This is a genomic window from Nocardia mangyaensis (assembly GCF_001886715.1).
Taxonomy (GTDB): domain Bacteria; phylum Actinomycetota; class Actinomycetes; order Mycobacteriales; family Mycobacteriaceae; genus Nocardia; species Nocardia mangyaensis.
In genome coordinates, this window is sequence record NZ_CP018082.1 from 5093688 (window position 1) to 5111440 (window position 17753).

The 17753-nt window shown below is 69.6% G+C and carries 11 protein-coding genes; 4 read left to right on the forward strand and 7 right to left on the reverse strand.

Annotated features, from left to right (window positions below; translation table 11 throughout):
- Positions 1–5: 5 nt before the first annotated feature.
- From BOX37_RS23210 to BOX37_RS23225, 4 genes are all read right to left on the reverse strand, one after another.
- Positions 6–6170, reverse strand: coding sequence for a non-ribosomal peptide synthetase (locus BOX37_RS23210; protein WP_156910504.1), 6165 nt, complete (start codon positions 6168–6170; stop codon positions 6–8).
- A gap of 381 nt (positions 6171–6551) precedes the next feature.
- Positions 6552–7502, reverse strand: coding sequence for a lysophospholipid acyltransferase family protein (locus tag BOX37_RS23215; RefSeq protein ID WP_071929482.1), 951 nt, complete (start codon positions 7500–7502; stop codon positions 6552–6554).
- A gap of 5 nt (positions 7503–7507) precedes the next feature.
- Positions 7508–8326, reverse strand: coding sequence for a GNAT family N-acetyltransferase (locus BOX37_RS23220; RefSeq protein WP_071931808.1), 819 nt, complete (start codon positions 8324–8326; stop codon positions 7508–7510).
- A gap of 248 nt (positions 8327–8574) precedes the next feature.
- Positions 8575–9918 (reverse strand): NAD(P)/FAD-dependent oxidoreductase, encoded by a 1344-nt coding sequence (locus tag BOX37_RS23225; RefSeq protein ID WP_240505022.1) that lies wholly within the window; start codon positions 9916–9918, stop codon positions 8575–8577.
- Between the two features lie 133 nt (positions 9919–10051).
- On the opposite strand from BOX37_RS23225, the gene BOX37_RS23230 reads away from it, so the two are divergent.
- Positions 10052–10906, forward strand: coding sequence for a LysR family transcriptional regulator (locus BOX37_RS23230; RefSeq protein ID WP_071929483.1), 855 nt, complete (start codon positions 10052–10054; stop codon positions 10904–10906).
- Positions 10907–11370: 464 nt separating this feature from the next.
- On the opposite strand, the gene BOX37_RS23235 is transcribed toward BOX37_RS23230, so the two are convergent.
- The 3 genes from BOX37_RS23235 to BOX37_RS23245 form a co-directional block, all read right to left on the reverse strand.
- The gene (locus tag BOX37_RS23235; protein ID WP_240505023.1) at positions 11371–12021 is read right to left on the reverse strand and encodes a Uma2 family endonuclease; all 651 of its coding nucleotides are present in this window, start codon (positions 12019–12021) and stop codon (positions 11371–11373) included.
- Between the two features lie 101 nt (positions 12022–12122).
- Positions 12123–13079: an electron transfer flavoprotein subunit alpha/FixB family protein gene (locus tag BOX37_RS23240; protein WP_071929485.1), complete on the reverse strand. Its 957-nt coding sequence runs from the start codon at positions 13077–13079 to the stop codon at positions 12123–12125.
- Between the two features lie 36 nt (positions 13080–13115).
- Positions 13116–13901 carry an electron transfer flavoprotein subunit beta/FixA family protein gene (locus tag BOX37_RS23245; RefSeq protein ID WP_071929486.1) on the reverse strand — a complete coding sequence of 262 codons (786 nt, stop codon included), beginning with the start codon at positions 13899–13901 and terminating at the stop codon, positions 13116–13118.
- A 192-nt stretch (positions 13902–14093) separates the two neighbouring features.
- Here BOX37_RS23245 and BOX37_RS23250 point away from each other — a divergent pair, with 192 nt between their 5' ends.
- The 3 genes from BOX37_RS23250 to BOX37_RS23260 are packed head-to-tail and all read left to right on the forward strand — an operon-like array spanning position 14094 to position 17703.
- Positions 14094–14897: a methyltransferase domain-containing protein gene (locus tag BOX37_RS23250; RefSeq protein WP_071929487.1), complete on the forward strand. Its 804-nt coding sequence runs from the start codon at positions 14094–14096 to the stop codon at positions 14895–14897.
- A complete protein-coding gene (locus tag BOX37_RS23255) occupies positions 14894–16453 on the forward strand; it encodes a 1,4-alpha-glucan branching protein domain-containing protein (RefSeq protein WP_071929488.1) in 1560 nt (519 codons plus the stop codon). Before BOX37_RS23250 ends, BOX37_RS23255 begins: the two co-directional genes overlap by 4 nt.
- On the forward strand, positions 16450–17703 hold the full coding sequence (locus tag BOX37_RS23260) for a glycosyltransferase family 4 protein (protein WP_071929489.1): 1254 nt from the start codon (positions 16450–16452) through the stop codon (positions 17701–17703). The genes BOX37_RS23255 and BOX37_RS23260 overlap by 4 nt, the downstream gene beginning before the upstream one ends.
- The last annotated feature ends 50 nt before the right edge of the window (positions 17704–17753 follow it).

The window sequence follows — 17753 nt, forward strand, 5'->3', positions numbered from 1 at the left end:
AGGTCTCACGCCCTGGCCAGTTGGCCGCCGGGGGTGGGAAAGAAGCCGGTTTCGATGTAGTGGTCGAAATAGCGGGTGATGGCGGTGGCGTCGACGGCGGGGAAATCGATGGGCAGGCCGCGGAAGACCTCGGCGGGAGCGCCTTCCACCGAACTCAGGACGGTGGCCGGGTTCGCCTTGGCGATGGCGGCGGCGTAGTTGCCGCTCAGGGCGGCGGCGCGGGCCAGGATCGGGTCGGCGTCGGGGCGTTCGGCGGTGGAGTTCAGCGTCTGCCCGAACAGCATCGGGTCGATGAAGTCGAATCGGTAACCGCGGCGCAGGATTTCCTCGTACACGACCTGCAACGGCACGTGGGTTCCCGAGGCTCGGTAGATGTTGCCGAGGGAGACCGCGTCGCGGGACTGGCGCACGATGCCCGCGGCGACGTAGTCGACGGGGGCCATCTCGATGCCGATCGCGCGGACGTCGACGGCGACGCCGAGGACGAGCATGGCCCGCAGCATCGTCCACCAGGCGTCCTCGGCGGGCGCGGCGCCGGTGCGCGAGTCGCCGGTGATCAGGCCGGGGCGGTAGATGGCGATGGGGACGCCGCGTTCGATCGCGGTGTGCACCAGCTGTTCGGCGACCCACTTGGTCATCGCGTAGCCGGGCAGCCCGCCGGGGACACCGTCGTCCTGCGGGATGCCGGCGAGCACCGACAGGGTGGAGACGTAGTGGATCGGCTTCACCCGCGTGGTGGTGGCCAGCCGCAGCACTTCGATAGTGCCCTCCACATTGGCCGCGCGCATCCGCGCGTACGGCTCGAGATGGTTCACCAGCGCGCCGTTGTGGTAGATCACCTCGATGTCGGCGGCCAGTTCGGCCAGGCGCGACGGGGCGATGCCGAGGCCGGGGCGGGCGAGATCGCCTGGTACACCGATGATTCGGTCGAGGTGGGGTGTCACGTCGATGCCGAGCTTCGCGGTGGTGGCGACCACGCGGTCCACCGCCGCCCGGTCGTCGGCGGCACGGACCAGGCAGTGGATGGTGGCGTCGGTCTGGTCGAGCAGTTCGCGCAGCAGGAAACTGCCGAGGAAGCCGGTGGCGCCGGTGAGCAGGATCGTCGCCGGCGCGCCGGTGCGACGCGGCGCGCACCCGGTGGGGTCGATCGTGGGGTCCAGGGCGGTGTCGGCGGCGGGATCGGGGCCGGTGGACGAGGTCGAGGACTCGTCGCGCACCGCCAGCGCCAGCTCGCTGACCAGCGGATAACTGAACAGCAACCGCAGCGGCACCGCTACGTCGAGCCGCTCCGACAGCTGGGCGCGGACCCGGATCGCCGAGAGCGAGGTGCCACCGAGGACGAAGAAGTCATCGTCGCGGCCGACCTGTTCGAGCTCGAGCACCCGCGCGATCACCTCGGCCACGATCTGCTCGTCGGCAGTGACCGGAGCCTGGTATTCGCGAATCTCCACCGCGGGCGCGGGCAGGGCCTTGCGGTCCAGCTTGCCGGTTGCGCCCAGTGGGAACTCGTCGAGCACCAGGAGCCGATGCGGAATCATGTAGGGCGGCAACAGGGTTCGGATGGTCGCCAGCACCTCGGCGACATCGACCGTACGACCGGTGGCCGGGATCACGTACCCGACGAGCTGCTCGTGGCGCACCGCGACCGCCGCACCGGCGACCGCGGCATGCGTACGCAAGGCCGCCTCGATCTCGCCGGGCTCGATACGCAACCCGTGCAGTTTGAGCTGGACGTCGGTGCGGCCCAGATAGGTCAGATCGCCGGACGCGAGCCTGCGGACCAGGTCGCCGGTGCGGTACATGCGCTCCCCGACCGGGCCGTACGGGTCGGCGACAAACCGCTCCGCCGTGCGATCGGGGCCACCCAGATAGCCGCGCGCCAACTGCGCACCCGCCAGGTAGAGCTCACCGGGGGTGCCGACAGGCACCGGCCGCAGCCGGGCGTCGAGGACATAGGCGCGAGAGTTCCAGTGCGGGTGGCCGATCGGGACGGTCCCGTCCCCGATCTCGGTGACATCGGCACCGGTGATGGACACGGTCGCCTCGGTCGGACCGTACAGATTGTGCAGGCGCCCCGAGGTCGCGGCGGCGAAGCGGGCGATCGTGGCATTGGGCAGCGCCTCACCACCGACCCACACCGCGCGGATCGAACCGAGGGAGCCCGCGGGGGCGGCCTCGAGCAGCATCTGCAGCACCGACGGCACGATCGTGGTGCCGCTGACCCGGTGCCGGGCGATCAGCGCGGCCAGGTAGGCCGGATCGGTGAGCCCGTGCGAGGCCGCGACGATCATGTGCGCGCCCGCGCGCAGCGGGGTGGCGAAACCGATCATCGACGCGTCGAAGGTGAACGGGATCGACTGCAGGACAGTATCTTCGGTGTCCACCTCGTACTCGCCGACCATGAACGCGGCCTGGTTGACGATCGCCGAGTGCGGCACCCCGACACCCTTGGGCTTGCCGGTGGACCCGGACGTGAAGATCACATACGCCAGGTCCAGGGTGCGCAGCGGCCGCGAGCGGTCGGCGTCGGTCAGCCAGCGATCCGAGAACGCCGACAGGGCACCGGAACTCGCGACCAGGTCGACCGAGACGACCGGCAGGCCGTCGACCTCGATCGCGTCGGCGGTGGTCGTCAGCACACAGACCGGGCCCGCGGCCGCGAGGATGTCGGCGCGGCGTTCGGCGGGCGAGTCCGGATCGATCGGCACATAGGCACCGCCGGCGGCGAACACCGCGTACATGGCGACCACCAGCTCGATCGACGGCCGGATCGCCACCCCGACTGTGCCGCCGGGGCCGACACCGGTCGCCACGAGCAGCCGCGCCAGCCGGTTGACCCGGCTTGCCAGCTCCCCGTAACTCAGGGTGATCTCGGCGAAGGTGACCGCGGGAGCGTCCGGACGACGCTGTGCCTGCGCCCGGAACGCGTCGAGCAGGGTCGGGTCGGGCACGAGCCGGACCTCGCCGGCGGGCTCGACCCGCTCGGCCTCGGTCAGCAGGGGCAGGTCACCGACCGGCCGCTGTGGAGCGGCGACCGCGGCCGCCAGCAGCCCGGCCAGCCGCTTGCCGAGGCCGGCCATGGTCGACTCGTCGAACAGATCGGTGGCATAACGCCAGGAGCAGCGCAGGCCCGCCGGGCCATCGGCGTCCTCGTGCGGGACGACGGTCAGCTGCAGGTCGACCGGCGAGACCTCCTCGCCGAGATCGACGGCCGCGACCACCAGGTCGGGCAGTTCCAGCCGTGCGCCGCCGAAGTTCTGGAACGACAACGCCACCTGATACAGCGGATGATGGGCCTGCGACCGCGGCGGATCCAGTTCGGCGACAAGGCGTTCGAACGGCACGTCGGCGTGGGCGAAGGCGGCCAGGTCGGCCTCCCTGACCCGATCCAGCAGGGCGGCGAAGGGTTCGGCGGCATCGATGCGGGTGCGCAGCACGACGGTGTTGACGAACATGCCGACCAACTCGTCGAGTTCGGGCTCGCCACGGCCGGCGACCGGCGCACCGACGGTGACGTCATCGGTACCCGCGACCCGGGCCAGCAGCACCGACAGCGCGGCGCGCACCACCATGAACAGCGAGGCATTGTGTTCGCGCGCAAGGGCTTCCAACCCGCGATGCAGGTCGCCGTCCAGCTCGAAGTTGTGCGCGGCCCCGCGACTGCCCGCGATCGGCGGGCGCGGGCGGTCGGTGGGCAGCTCCAGCAGGGCAGGTGTGCCCGCGAGCGCGGCGTGCCAGTAGCCGAGCTGCTGGGACAGCAGTGATTCGGGGTCGTCGGCGGCACCGAGCAGCTCCTGCTGCCACAGGGTGTAGTCGGCGTACTGCACCGGCAGTGGCGCCCAACCGGGCGCCCGGCCCTGGGCGCGGGCGACGTAGGCGGTCATCAGGTCGCGGGTCAACGGGCCGAGGGAGAAGCCGTCGGTGGCGATGTGGTGCACCACCACGGCCAGTACATGCTCGGTGCGCGAGAGCTGGAATACCGCCGCGCGCACGGGAACTCGCGTGCAGACGTCGAATCCGCCGAAGGTCAGCCTGGCCAGTTCGCCACCCAGGTCGGCCTCCTCGATAGGCACCACCGCCACGTCGAGACCGGCCTCGGCCACCGTCAGCACCCGCTGAGATCCCGCGCCGTCGTCTTCGGGGTAGACCGTCCGCAGGACCTCGTGCCGGTCGAGGACGTCGTCGAGCGCGGCGGTCAGCGCGGCGGTGTCGAGCGGACCGGACAGCCGAAGGGCCACGGGGATGTTGTAGGTGCTCGACTGCGGGTCCAGGCGCGCCATGAACCACATGCGCTGCTGGGCGAGCGAGAGCGGCACCCGCTCCCCGCGCTGGCGGCGAGTCAGCGGGACGCGGACCGCCGCGCCGCCGACCAGGGCATCGAGCGCGGCGGCCAGGTCGGCGACCGTGCTGTGTTCGAAGACGGTCCGGGCGGGCACCCGAACTCCGGTCACCGCGCCGAGGCGACCGGCCAGCTGTGTGGCGAGCAGCGAGTTGCCGCCGAGGGCGAAGAAGTCGTCGGCGCGGCCGGGTTCGTCGGCGCCGAGGAGATCGGCGAAGACCGCGGCGACAGCTCGCTCGGTCTCGGTGCGCGGCGCCTCGAAGGCGCGAGCGGTGAGCTCGGGCTCGGGCAGCGCCCGGTGGTCGAGCTTGCCGACCGGGGTCAGCGGGAGCCGGTCGATGGGCACGATCGCGGCGGGTACCGCGTGCTGGGGCAGTCGCTGCTCGGCGAGCCGGGTCAGCGCGGCCGGGTCGATCGTGGTGCCCGCGGCGGGCACCACATAGGCGACGAGCGCGTCCACGCCGCTGGGCAGCGCGCGCACCACCGTGGTGGCGAAGCGCACGGTGTCGTCGGTCGCGAGCACCGCGTCGATCTCGCCCAGTTCGATGCGGAAGCCACGCAGCTTGACCTGAGCGTCGGTGCGGCCGAGGAAGGCCAGCTGCGGACCACTGCCCGGGATGGTCTCCCATCTCACCAGGTCACCGGTGCGATAGAGCCTGCCGCCGGTGACCGGATCAGCGACGAACCTGGCCGCGGTCAGACTCGCCCTGGCGTGATAGCCCCTGGCCAGCCCGGGCCCGGACAGGTACAGCTCGCCGGGGACGCGGTCGGGAACCGGGTGCAGCCTGGCATCGAGCACCAGCGCGGTCATGCCGGGGATCGGGCCGCCGATGGTGATCGGGTCGCCCGGGGTGAGCGGATCGCTCATCAACACCACGGCGGTGGTCTCGGTGGGGCCGTAGACGTTGAAGAACTGGCGACCGGTCGACCAGGCGGCGATCAGCTCCGGCGGAACAGCTTCGCCGCCGACCGCGAGCGCGGCCAGATCCGGCAGTCCGGCGGGATCGACACCGGCCAGCGCGGCGGGGGTGATGAAAGCGTGGGTCACCCGTTCGGCGCGCAGCAGCTCGGCCAGCTCGTCGCCGCCGTAGATGTCGGTCGGCGCGATCACCATCGTCGAACTCGCGCCGATCGCCAGCAGCAGTTCCAGGATGCTGGCGTCGAAACTGGGCGAGGCGAAGTGCAGGGTGCGCGATGCCCCGGTGATGCCGAAGCGGCGGACCTGTTCGGCGCACAGTCCGGCCAGGCCGGTGTGAGTGACGGCGACTCCCTTCGGCACGCCGGTCGAGCCGGAGGTGTACACGAGGTAGGCCAGGTCGTCGGCGAAGAGCCTGCGGGTGCGCTCGGCCGCGCTCACCGGTGCGTTCGACGCGCGCGACAGCTCCTCGGTGATCTCGGCCGAATCCAGTGCCAGCCAACGGAATCCGGCATCGAGCCGGGTGGCGTCGGCGCCGAGGGCCAGACCGAGGTCGGCGCCGGAGTCGGCGAGCATGTGCTCGACGCGTTCGGCCGGGTAGCGCGGGTCGACCGGCACGAACGCGGCGCCGGTCTTGGCCACCGCCCACATCGCGACGATCGCCTCGATCGACCTGGTCAGCGCGAGTACCACCCGGTCACCGGGGCCGGTTTCGCGCGCGATCAGGATTCGGGCGAGCTGCGACGAGCGCTGATCGAGTTCAGCGTAGGTGAGGCGCCGTCCGCCGGACCGCAGCGCGATCGCCTCGGGTGCGCGATCGACAGCGGCCATCAGCAGGCGGGGCAGGGTCGGTGTCGCCGCCCGGCGGGCGCGACGCAGAACTGGTCGGCGGACGCCAGGAACTTGCTCGGTCACCGTTAACGCTTCCCTTCACCATGGATCACCCATGCGATCGCACTGCTCTCACGCTCGCTTGGACTCTCGGCTACACGGGGTATCGGAAAGATCCGGCGTGACGGTACCGCAAATATCTCATCAATTTCGGCGTCACGACAATCAGTGGGTTTCACTTCCCTTCGACTCGGGTGGACCCGACTGCCCGGTCTGCAGCACAGGTCATACGCAGGTCATATGCATGGCGAACAATCTTGGCGCGGACGCCTCCTTTTCACATTTCTCCGAATCGGAACCCTCGGCAACCGTCCAGAGCATCACTGCCGGTCCAGGGCCCAGACACACGAACACCGGAGGCCGCGCGGCGGCACTCCGGTGTTCGATGATGTGCGGCGGCGAAGATTACCGGGCGGTAGCCGACGTCGATCGCGTATTCTGCGCGTCCACCGACGGATCCTGCACGCGAGTGTTGCCCGAGGCGATCCACTCGGTGTCGAAGACTCCGTGCCGCGAGCGGTCGGCGCCGCGGATCGCGGCCTCGCACCGCCGCGCGAGATCGCGCCGATCCAGGCCGGGCCGCTCCAGCGGCTCCAGGACGATCTCCACGACCATCCCCTTGCTGCGCAGCACCCGCTCGGCCGAATCGGCGAAGGTGTCGTCGCCGACGAAGCCGGGGACCGTACTCGGTGTGCCGTGCCGGTCGAGGTAACGCAGCCGAACCGGCTGCACCGGGGTGGTGGTGTCGATCGCGGCCTGCAACATGGCGGGCCGCAGCGAGCCGTAGGCGCGCCCGCACCAGGTGGTGCCCTCCGGGAACACCGCGATCCGGTTGCCCTCGGCCAATCGCCGCGCGACCTGATCGACCACTCCCGGCAGCGCGCGCAGGTGCGCGCGTTCGATCGGGATCACGCGGGTGAGCCGGGCGAGCTTGCCCAGCACCGGCCACTCGACCATGTCGGCGCGGGCGACGAAACTCACCGGCTGCACGGCGGCCAGCGCGACGATGTCGGTCCAGCCGATATGCCCCGCCACGACCATGACCGCGGTCCCGGAATCGGCGAAACCGTCCGTCGACGCGCCCTGCTCGGGTGCGCGACGGTCCACGATGCGCAGCCGCATCCCCAGACAGCCGAGCGCGGCGCGAGCGTAGCTGCGCTGCAGGTTCTCGCGCCGAGACTTCGGGGTGGCGACGGTGAGCACCGGGAAACTGAGCACCAGGCCGACGACGCCCGCCAGCCGGGCGAGCATCCTGGCGGTGCCGACCTGATCGATCGGCTCGATGCACCCGGCCCCACAGGGGCTCGACGGCATCCACGAATGGGTGGCGGTGGCGGGCGGCGCGTCGAACACCATGGTGATTACTTCCCGTCGAAGGTGGCGGCCGCGCTCTGCAGCCGCTCCAGGTAGCGGGTGTTGATGGTTTCCATGCCGAGCAGGGCGACGAAATCGGCGACCGCGAACTCGGGGTCGTGCGCCGGTTCGCCGCAGATCTCGGCGCCAAGGCGCAGGTATCCACGCAGCAGTGGTGGCAACTTGGGGCGGCTCGGCGGGGTCAGCTCGTCGAGGGAGAGCCCGTCGACGACGACCGGACGGTGCGGGTGCACGCGACGCTCGGGGTCGCACGCGTGGCGTCCGAGCAGCAGGTCACGCACGCCGCGGACATTGACACCGGCGGGATCTTCGGGGGTGTCGCGCATCGGAACCGACACGCAACCCATCACCCAGTCGTAGCCGGTCAGCTGGATGTAGTGCAGAATTCCCGCCCACATCAGGGTGAGCACCGAGCCGTTGCGGTGATCGGGCACCACGCAGGCCCGGCCCATCTCCACGATCCGGTGGCCCTCCGGATCGAGCTGGGTGAGATCGAATTCGGTGGCGGTGTAGTACCCGCCCGCCGCGGTGACCTTGTCCGGCGGCAGCATCCGGTAGCAGCCGACGAACTGCTCGGTGAGTTCGTCGCGGACCAGCAGGTGGTCGCAGTGGTCGTCGAACCGGTCGGCGTCGAGGCCGGTACCGTTGTCGGGCATCTGGAACCCGGGCTCGGAGGCGAAGACCTGGAAGCGCAACCGCTGGGCGGCTTCCCTGTGCTCGGCGTCGGCGGCGACAACCAACGAGTACCGAGACTTCCCCACCCCGGAGTCCGGCGCCGGAGTGGTCAACACGGACGAAATTGTCATACCGATGATGAAGCCAGCCCGAATTGGCATCGGAGCGACGCGTCAGTGTCGTGTCGATGCCCGTTCGGTGAACGAGATACCCGTCACACCGCGCGTTCACCGATGCGCTGCCCATCGTTCGTCCACCTGCGGGTTTCTGGCCGAACTCCGTGGTTTCGGTGCAGAATCCGCTTCGACGGCAGGCTTTCCGGGGCGTGCGGAAACAACGATCGGCCCGCCGTGCGCACAGCGGGCCGATGGGGAGTGGATCAGACGGAGGCGCCCACCCGTTCCGACTCCTCCCGGCGCGATGTGGTCTCGGGCTCGGCCGGTGCGGCCCGCACAGTCCGCTCGGCTTTCTCGAGCTTGCCGACCGTGCCGACCTCCTCGGTGTCGGCGAAACCGGGCCGCGCGGTGCCGATGAAGGCGACCAGCCACGAGGCGACCGCGGCGAAGCGGTTGCGGAAGCCCACCAGGTACAGCAGGTGCACGGCCAGCCACATGCCCCAGGCGATGGTGCCGCGGAAGCTGATGCGGTCGTTGAGCTTCACCACCGCGCTGAACCGGCTGATCACCGCCATGCTGCCCTTGTCCCAGTAGACGAACGGGGTACCGGCGTCGATCTTGCGGCGGATGATGTCGGCGGCGTGCCGACCCTCCTGCATGGCCACCGGCGACTGGCCGGGATAGCCGTTGAGCGAGGTCATGTCGCCGATGGCGAAGATGTCGGCGTGCCCACCGACGGTCAGGTCGGGATTGATCAGCAGCCGGCCCGCGCGGTCGGTCTCCGCGCCGGTGGCCTCGGCCAGCAGCTCGGCGAACCCGCCGACCTGCACGCCCGCCGACCACACGACGGTCTCGGCGGCGATGCCACGCTCGATGCCGTCGGCATCGCGCACGGTCACCTTGCCCTCCGTGATATCGGTGACGAAGGTGCCCAACAGCACCTCGACGCCGCTGTCGGTGAGCGAGCGCTTCGCGTACTCCGAGAGTCCGCCACCGAAGGGCGGGAGCACCTCGCCCGCGCCCTCGACCAGGGTCACCGAGACCCGCTGGCGGAAGTGACGCTTGGCGAGTTCCTTGATCTGGCCCGCGACCTCGACGCCGGTCGCGCCCGCCCCGACCACGACGAAGCTGAGCAGCTTCTGCCTGGTCGCCTCGTCGGCGCCCTTGGCCTGAGCGAAGACCCGGGCGATCTGCTCGCGCAGGCGCTGGGCGTCCTCGATGGTCTTGAGCGAGTAGGTCTTCTCGGCGAACTCGTCGCGGCCGAAGTAGCCCTGGCTGGCGCCGGTGGCCGCGATCAGCGAGCCGTAGCGGATCTGACGGGGTCCCTCGGCGGTTTCGTAGGTGAGCACCGCGGCCTCGGCATCGATGCCGGTGACCTTGCCGAGGCGGACGTCGCCCTCGCGGTGACGGCGCAGTACGTTCTTGATCGGCGGGGCGATTTCCTCCGGCGCGAGCACCCCGGTGGCCACCTGGTACAGCAGCGGCTGGAACAGGTGCTCGGGGGTGCTCGAGATCAAGACGTAGTTGATCCGTGACTTGGCCAGCTGCTTGGCAGCGGCCAGGCCGCCGAAGCCCGAACCGACGATGACGACATCAGTGTGTTCCATGATCGCGCGCTCCAAGATCGGTAATGATTCCTTTCATATGAGTAAACGCGATGCGGAACGGAAACGTTTCCCGTGTTTGGGCGCATACTGAAGATGACTCTTATCTGTATGACTAATCAATGGAGGTCACCTCGTGGAACTTCGCCAGCTGGCGTACTTCGTCGCCGTCTGCGAGGAGCTCAGCTTCAGCCGGGCCGCGAGCCGCTGCTTCATCTCCCAATCCGCGATCAGCCACCAGATCGCGAGACTGGAACGTGATCTCGGCGCGCAACTGTTCGAGCGCACGACCAGGGCCGTCGTCCCGACTGACGCGACCCTGCGCCTACTGCCGCTCGCCAAGCAGATGCTGAGCCTGGAATCGGCCATCCGCGCCGCCGTGCGCACCACCGGGCCCCGGGTGCGACTGGCCGCGAACATGTCCTTCGCCGCACCCTCGCTGTCCGCGATCGCCGCCGCCCGCGCCGCGCATCCCGACGCCGAGATCGAATACGTCATCAAGCCGTTCCGGCAGCGGATCAACGCCGTCGCCGACGGGGACTGCGATCTGGCGTTGATCCGCGGCAGCGTGGAACAGCCGGGCCTGGCGGTCGAGCAGTTGTGGGTCGAGGACCTGGTGATCGCCATCTCCAGCAGCCACCCGCTGGCCGAACGCGGCGCGGTCACCCTCGCCGACCTCAGCCCCTACCCCCTGCTCCTACCCCCGGAACAAGAGCAGGTCCTCCTGCACACCCTCATCCGCACCGCTTTCGCCGACCTCCCCACCGGCCCCACCTTCGGCCCACCCATCCCGCCCGACCACACCGCCACCATGGAACTGCTCAACCGCCCCGACGCCTGGACCATCCTCTACGAAGGCCCCACCAAGGGCCTGCTCACCCTCGACCTGACCGACCACCGCCTCCGCATCCCCGTCTCCGCCGTCCTGCGCGAAGACGGCCGCCAGAACGCCATCATCGCCACCCTCCTCGACGCCCTGCATCGCGACTGAGCCGCGCGGACCGATCACCAGGTTCCGGTGAGGTCCGTCGGCGAGTCGAGCGCGGGTGCTCGCGGAGCTTTCGCGCCAGAGTTTCGGTTCCCGCGCCACCGCGCGGGGTCAGGCCACCGGCAGGTCGGCGAGTGCGTAGGCGACCGCGGTGTGCAGGGCGAGCATGTCGGGGTCCTCGTCCTCGATGGCCCACGTCATCGACGCGTTCGCGCAGTGCAGCCGAGATCTGCTCGGTCAGAAGTGGACTCGGGTCGGCGAGCCGTTCGCGAAGACCGGCGATCCACCGCACCCCGCCCGCCCCGAACACCTGCCGAATAGTCGCCTCCACCTCGACCGGCAACGACACCACAACGCGCTCCAACGCCACCACTCGACCCTGCCAACCCCGCACCCGTCTCGTCAATCCGAATTACCGAGCGAGACAAGTAAATGACCCCCCAGTGACACCAGTCGACCTGCAAGGATCAGAAGACCAGTGCAGACCAGGGAATCTCTAGCGAGAAGGGATAGGGGAAGGAAACGCGTGCTGCGGAATCGGGTGTCCACTCCCCTGCCAGCAGGTAGTTCGCCTTGCGCAGGGGACGCACGCCCGGCGGGAGCTCGCCGTGACCGGTCTCGAGGATGTACACCCGCAATGCCGCGATGCCGGTGAGGTCCTTTCGCAGTTCGACTTCCCAGTACGACGGAATGCCCGCACCCGCGTAGCGGGCCTTCTTGGCTTCGATCTCGGTCGGTGTGTTCGAGGGTGACAGCACCTCACCCACCAATACCGTGTCAGTGGCGCGCACGTCGGCGCCCGGCTCCAGGCACCGGTGAACGAGGAAGTCGGGGGTGACGAAGTCGGACTTCCCCGTGTGGCCGAAGAAGACATTGGTTTCGAGATTTCCGCGCCAGCAGCGCTCAGGGTGCGAGGACCTGTCATCACTGGAACACCGCCTGATCTCCTGCGTCAGCAACAAGGTTGCCAACTGATGCTCGCCCGACCCCCTACGCATCCACACCACCCGCCCGTCCCACAACTCGATCTGGGCGGCGATCTCTTCGGGTAGCGCCTCGAGCTCCTCCCAGGTCATCCACTCGGGAAGGTCAGGGCGATCGACACTGGGCATGACCATGCATTCATGCTACGCACCACGTCCAGCGCCGATCTTGCAAGACGCAAGTGGCCCCGCCCGGAATCCCGGACGGGGCCACTCGGTGCGCTCAGCGCCGAAACTCAGCCCTTGTGGGACTTCACGGCCTCGGTCAGCTGCGGGGTGACGTTGAACAGGTCGCCCACGATGCCGTAGTCCGCGATCTCGAAGATCGGGGCCTCTTCGTCCTTGTTGACCGCGACGATGGTCTTCGAGGTCTGCATGCCGGCGCGGTGCTGGATGGCGCCGGAGATGCCGAGGGCGATGTAGAGCTGGGGGGAGACCGTCTTGCCGGTCTGGCCCACCTGGAACTGGCCCGGGTAGTAGCCCGAGTCGACCGCGGCACGCGAGGCGCCGACGGCGCCACCGAGCGAGTCGGCCAGCGCCTCGACGACCGCGAAGTTGTCGGCGGATCCGACACCACGGCCGCCGGAGACGACGATGCTCGCCTCGGTCAGCTCCGGACGGTCGCCGCCCACGATCGGCTCACGCGAGACGACCTTGACGACGCCGTCTTCCTGCGCGGGGACCTCGACCGCGACCTGCTCACCGGCCCCGGCCTGCGGAGCGGCCTCGATCGAGCCCGGACGCACCGAGATGACCGGCACGTCGCCGGTGGCCTTGGCGTCGACGGTGAACGCGCCACCGAAGATGGAGTGCACGGCCGAGCCGTCGGCGTTGACGTCGATGACGTCGATGAGCAGACCGGAGCCGATGCGCGCGGCGAGGCGGCCCGACACCTCCTTGCCCTCGGCGGTGGCGGCGACCAAAACGGCGGCGGGCGCGGCGGAATCGACCAGCGCGGCCAGCACGTCGACCTTCGGGGTGACCAGGAAGCCCTCGATGTCGTCGGACTCGGCGACATAGATCTTCTCGGCGCCCGCGGCGGCCAGCGCGGCGGCCAGCTTGTCGGCGGTCCCGGCCGGGCCCGCCACGACAGCGGCGGGCTCACCCAGGGCACGGGCGGCGGTGAGCAGTTCGGTGCTGACCTTCTTCACGGCACCGTCGGCGTGCTCGACGAGCACAAGTACTTCAGCCATTGTTTCTTTCTCCTTCGAAGTCTCGGACGGGCCGGATCAGATGATCTTCTGACCGATGAGGTAGGTGGCGATCTGGTTGCCGCCCTCGCCCTCGTCCGCGATCTTCTCGCCCGCGGTGCGGGCGGGCTTCGGGGTGGCGCCGGTGACCTGGGTGCCTGCGTTGGCGACGCCCACGGTCGACGGGTCGATGCCCAGATCGGCGAGGGTGAAGACCTGAACTTCCTTCTTCTTCGCGGCCATGATGCCCTTGAAGGAGGGGAAGCGAGGCTCGTTGATCTTCTCGGAGACCGAGACGATCGCGGGCAGCGACGCCTCGAGCTTGAACACGCCCTCGTCGGTCTCGCGGTCGCCGGTGATCTTCTCGCCGTCGACGGTGAGCTTGCGCAGGTGCGTCAGCTGCGGGATGCCGATGTACTCGGCGATGATCGCGGGCACGGCACCGGCGCGACCGTCGGTGGCCTCGTTGCCGGCGATGACCAGCTCGACGCCCTCGACCTGGCCGAGCGCGGCGGCCAGCACGTAGGCGGTCTGCACGGCGTCGGAGCCGTGGATCGCCGGGTCGTTGATGTGGATGGCCTTGTCGGCGCCCATGGACAGCGCCTTGCGGATGGCCTCGGTGGCGCGATCCGGACCGGCTGCGAGCACGGTCACCTCGCCGCCCTGGGCCTCCTTGATCAGCAGCGCTTCCTCGACGGCGCGCTCGTTGATCTCGTCGAGCACGGCGTCGGCCGCCTCGCGGTCGAGGGTGTAGTCACCATCGGTCAGCTTGCGCTCGGACCAGGTGTCGGGGACCTGCTTGATGAGTACGACGATGTTCGGCATCGGTCTTCGTCGACCTCCTTCTGGGGACACGGGTGTGGTGGGCCGCACGAGCTGGGCCGTACGTCCGGGTGAGTAGCTCAGAGCGGAACACTACCCTACGCTAAGTTACTCGTGGGTAACCTACTTGCACAAGAGGTTCGCAACCGATCCCTGACTCCCACCCGGACCGGCGGTACCAGTAACGTCAGGGTCATGAGCGAGGCTGTGATCCCTGCCGCACCTGTGGCCGACACACATGAACCACTGCCACTGACCGGCGAGCGGACCGTGCCCGGCATCGCCGAGGAGAACTACTGGTTCCGTCGGCACGAGATCGCCTACGCTCGCCTGCTCGACCGCTGCGCCGACAAGACCGTGCTCGAGGCGGGCTCCGGGGAGGGCTACGGCGCCGACATGATCGCCGGCGTCGCCGCGGGCGTCACCGGTGTCGACTACGACGAGGGCGCCGTCGCGCACGTGCGCGCGCGCTACCCCCGCGTGCGGATGATCCAGGGCAATCTCGCCGCGCTCCCACTCGACGACGAATCCGTCGACGTGGTGGTGAATTTCCAGGTCATCGAGCACTTGTGGGACCAGGCGCAATTCCTGCGCGAATGCCTGCGGGTGCTGCGGCCGGGCGGAGAGCTGCTGATCAGCACGCCGAACCGGATCACCTTCTCCCCTGGTCGCGACACCCCGCTCAACCCGTTCCACACGCGCGAACTCAACGCGGCCGAACTCACCGAACTGCTGGTCGAGGCGGGGTTCACCGTCACGGAGATGCTCGGCGTGCACCACGGCGCGAGCCTGAAAGCGCTCGACGCCAAGCACGGCGGGTCGTTCATCGACGCCCAGATCGAGCGCGCGCTGGCCGGCGAGCCCTGGCCCGCCGACCTCACCGCCGACGTCGCCGCAGTCACCATCGAAGATTTCGACCTGCGCGCGGGCGATATCGACGCCAGCCTGGACCTGGTCGCGATCGCTGAAAAGGCAAGCGCCGGGCGGGCAAGAAGGTGACCGACTCCCGCTCCGCCGGGTCCGGCTCCGTGCCGGGCCAGTTCACTCTCGTCCTGCACTCGCACCTGCCCTGGCTGGCCCATCACGGCCGCTGGCCGGTCGGCGAGGAGTGGCTCTACCAATCCTGGGCCGCGTCCTATCTACCCCTGGTCCGCGTCCTGAAAAACCTTGCAGCCGAAGGACATTCACATCTGCTGAGCCTCGGCATCACGCCAGTGCTCGCCGCCCAGCTCGACGATCCGCACAGCCTGGCGGGCATGCACCACTGGCTGGGCAACTGGCAGTTGCGTGCCGATGAAGCGTCGATGTCGGGCAATGTGGCACTGGGCAGCCACGAACATCGGCTCGCCGCAACGGCTTTGACGGAGTTCGAACGCGACTGGCGGCACGGCAGCGCGCCGGTCTGGCGCTCGCTCATCGACGCCGACGCGATCGAACTGCTCGGCGGTCCGCTGGCCCACCCCTTCCAGCCACTGCTCGACGACCGGCTGCGGCGGTTCCAGCTCACCGAGGGCCTGGCCGACGCGCGGTTGCGCTGGGGTACCACCCCGACCGGAATCTGGGCGCCGGAATGCGGCTACACCCCCGGCATGGAACACGGCTACGCCGACGCGGGTGTGACGCATTTCATGGTCGACGGACCGTCACTGCGCGGCGACACCACCCTCGGCAGGCCGGTTCGCGACTCCGATGTGCTCGCCTTCGGCCGCGATCTGCAGGTGAGTTACCGGGTCTGGTCGCCGAAACAGGGCTATCCGGGCCAGAGCGCCTACCGCGATTTCCACCACTACGACCACGCGACAGGTCTCAAACCCTCGCGCGTCACCGGCAAAACCGTCGCCGGTCCCGACAAGGCCCCTTACGATCCGCAACTCGCCGCCGAGGCCATCACCCGCGATGTCGCCGACTTCGTCGAGACCGTGCGCGCCCGGCTGATCGAGGAGTCCGCGCGCATCGGCCGACCGGCGCTGGTGGTCGCCGCCTTCGACACCGAACTGTTCGGGCACTGGTGGCACGAGGGGCCGCAGTGGCTCGAGCAGGTGCTGCGCGCGCTGCCCGCGGCCGGTGTCACCGTCGGCACTCTCGCCGACGCCCGCGACAACGGCTTCGTGGGCGAACCCGTGCAGCTCAACGACTCGTCGTGGGGTTCGGGCAAGGACTGGCGGGTGTGGGCGGGTGACCAGGTCGCCGACCTCGTCGAACTCAATGCCGAGGTGGTGCGGCTGGCGCTGGACACCATCGACAAGGTCCGCGGCGACGAGGCCGGCCTGCGCGATCCGGTCGCCGACCAGTTGCTGCGCGAAGCGATTCTCACCGTCTCCAGCGACTGGGCGTTCATGGTCAGCAAGGACTCCGCGGCCGGGTACGCCCGCGACCGGGCGCACGAGCACGCGCACGCCGTGCGTGAACTCGCCGAGGCGATCGGCGCCGGTCAGTTCGCCAAAGCGGCCCGACTCGCGGCAGGATGGAACGCGGCCGACGGATTCTTCCCAGGTCTGGACGCGCGGCGGGTGCCGACCGCCGTCCCGTCGGCCGCCGCTGAAGGATTCGCATGAAGATTTTGATGGTGTCGTGGGAGTACCCGCCGGTCGTGGTCGGCGGGCTCGGCAGGCATGTGCACCACCTCGCGGTGGAGCTGGCCGCGGCCGGTCACGAGGTGGTGGTGCTGGCACGCAGGCCCACCGGCACCGATCCGCTGACCCACCCCACACACTCCTACATCGCCGACCGCGTGCTCGTGGTCGCGGTGGCGGAGGACCCGCCGTGCTTCGACTTCGGCGAGGACATGCTCGCCTGGACGCTGGCCATGGGGCACGCGATGGTTCGCGCGGGGGTCGCACTCGGCAAGCCCGGGGTCGGCGAGGGCTGGACGCCCGACGTGGTGCACGCCCACGACTGGCTGGTCGCGCATCCGTCGATCGCGCTGGCCGAGTACTACGACGTGCCGCTCATCTCGACCATTCACGCCACCGAGGCCGGTCGGCACAGCGGCTGGGTGTCGGGGCGGGTCAACAAGCAGGTCCACTCCGTGGAGTGGTGGCTGACCAACGAATCCGATCAGCTCATCACCTGCTCGGCCTCCATGCAGGACGAGGTGGACCGGCTCTACGGGCCCGAGCTGTCCCCGATCACGGTGATCCGCAACGGCATCGACGTCGGCTCGTGGAGTTTCCGGCCCCGCGCTCCGCGCTCCGGACCGCCACGACTGCTCTATGTCGGCCGTCTCGAATACGAGAAGGGCGTGCAGGACGCGATCGCGGCCCTGCCCCGCATCCGCCGCGCCCACCCCGGCACCACGCTCACCGTGGCCGGTGTCGGCACCCAGTTCGACTGGCTGCGGGAGCGCGCCCGCGTGCATCGCGTCGCCCGCGCCGTGAATTTCGTGGGCAGCCTCGGCCACGCCGAACTGCTCGGCTGGCTGCACGGCGCCGACGCCATCGTCTTGCCCAGCCGCTACGAACCCTTCGGCATCGTCGCCCTCGAGGCCGCCGCCGCCGGTGTCCCCCTGATCGCCTCCACCGCGGGTGGCCTGGGCGAAGCGGTGATCGACGGCGTCACCGGCGCCTCCTTCGAACCCGCCGACATCGACGGCATCGTCGACGCCGCCCGCGCGGTCCTCGACGACCCCGCCACCGCCCAGGACCGCGCCTACACCGCCCGCGAACGCCTCACCGCCGACTTCGCCTGGGACGTCGTGGCCGCCGAAACCGCCCAGGTCTATTCGGTGGCCAAACGCCGAGTCCGCACCTCCCTCGGCCGCCCCACCATTCTCGAACGCCCCCTCCCAGAACGGGATCCGAAATAGTCCCTACGGCATCAACCCAGTCCGTGTAAACCTGCCCTTGACAATCCAGC

What these genes read in the sequence shown, in the direction of transcription:
- BOX37_RS23215 (WP_071929482.1), bottom strand. Translation starts at nt 7,502, where the DNA reads ATGGTGTTCGACGCGCCGCCCGCCACCGCCACCCATTCGTGGATGCCG.
- BOX37_RS23220 (WP_071931808.1), bottom strand. Translation starts at nt 8,326, where the DNA reads ATGACAATTTCGTCCGTGTTGACCACTCCGGCGCCGGACTCCGGGGTG.
- BOX37_RS23225 (WP_240505022.1), bottom strand. Translation starts at nt 9,918, where the DNA reads ATGGAACACACTGATGTCGTCATCGTCGGTTCGGGCTTCGGCGGCCTG.
- BOX37_RS23235 (WP_240505023.1), bottom strand. Translation starts at nt 12,021, where the DNA reads ATGGTCATGCCCAGTGTCGATCGCCCTGACCTTCCCGAGTGGATGACC.
- BOX37_RS23240 (WP_071929485.1), bottom strand. Translation starts at nt 13,079, where the DNA reads ATGGCTGAAGTACTTGTGCTCGTCGAGCACGCCGACGGTGCCGTGAAG.
- BOX37_RS23245 (WP_071929486.1), bottom strand. Translation starts at nt 13,901, where the DNA reads ATGCCGAACATCGTCGTACTCATCAAGCAGGTCCCCGACACCTGGTCC.
- BOX37_RS23250 (WP_071929487.1), top strand. Translation starts at nt 14,094, where the DNA reads ATGAGCGAGGCTGTGATCCCTGCCGCACCTGTGGCCGACACACATGAA.
- BOX37_RS23260 (WP_071929489.1), top strand. Translation starts at nt 16,450, where the DNA reads ATGAAGATTTTGATGGTGTCGTGGGAGTACCCGCCGGTCGTGGTCGGC.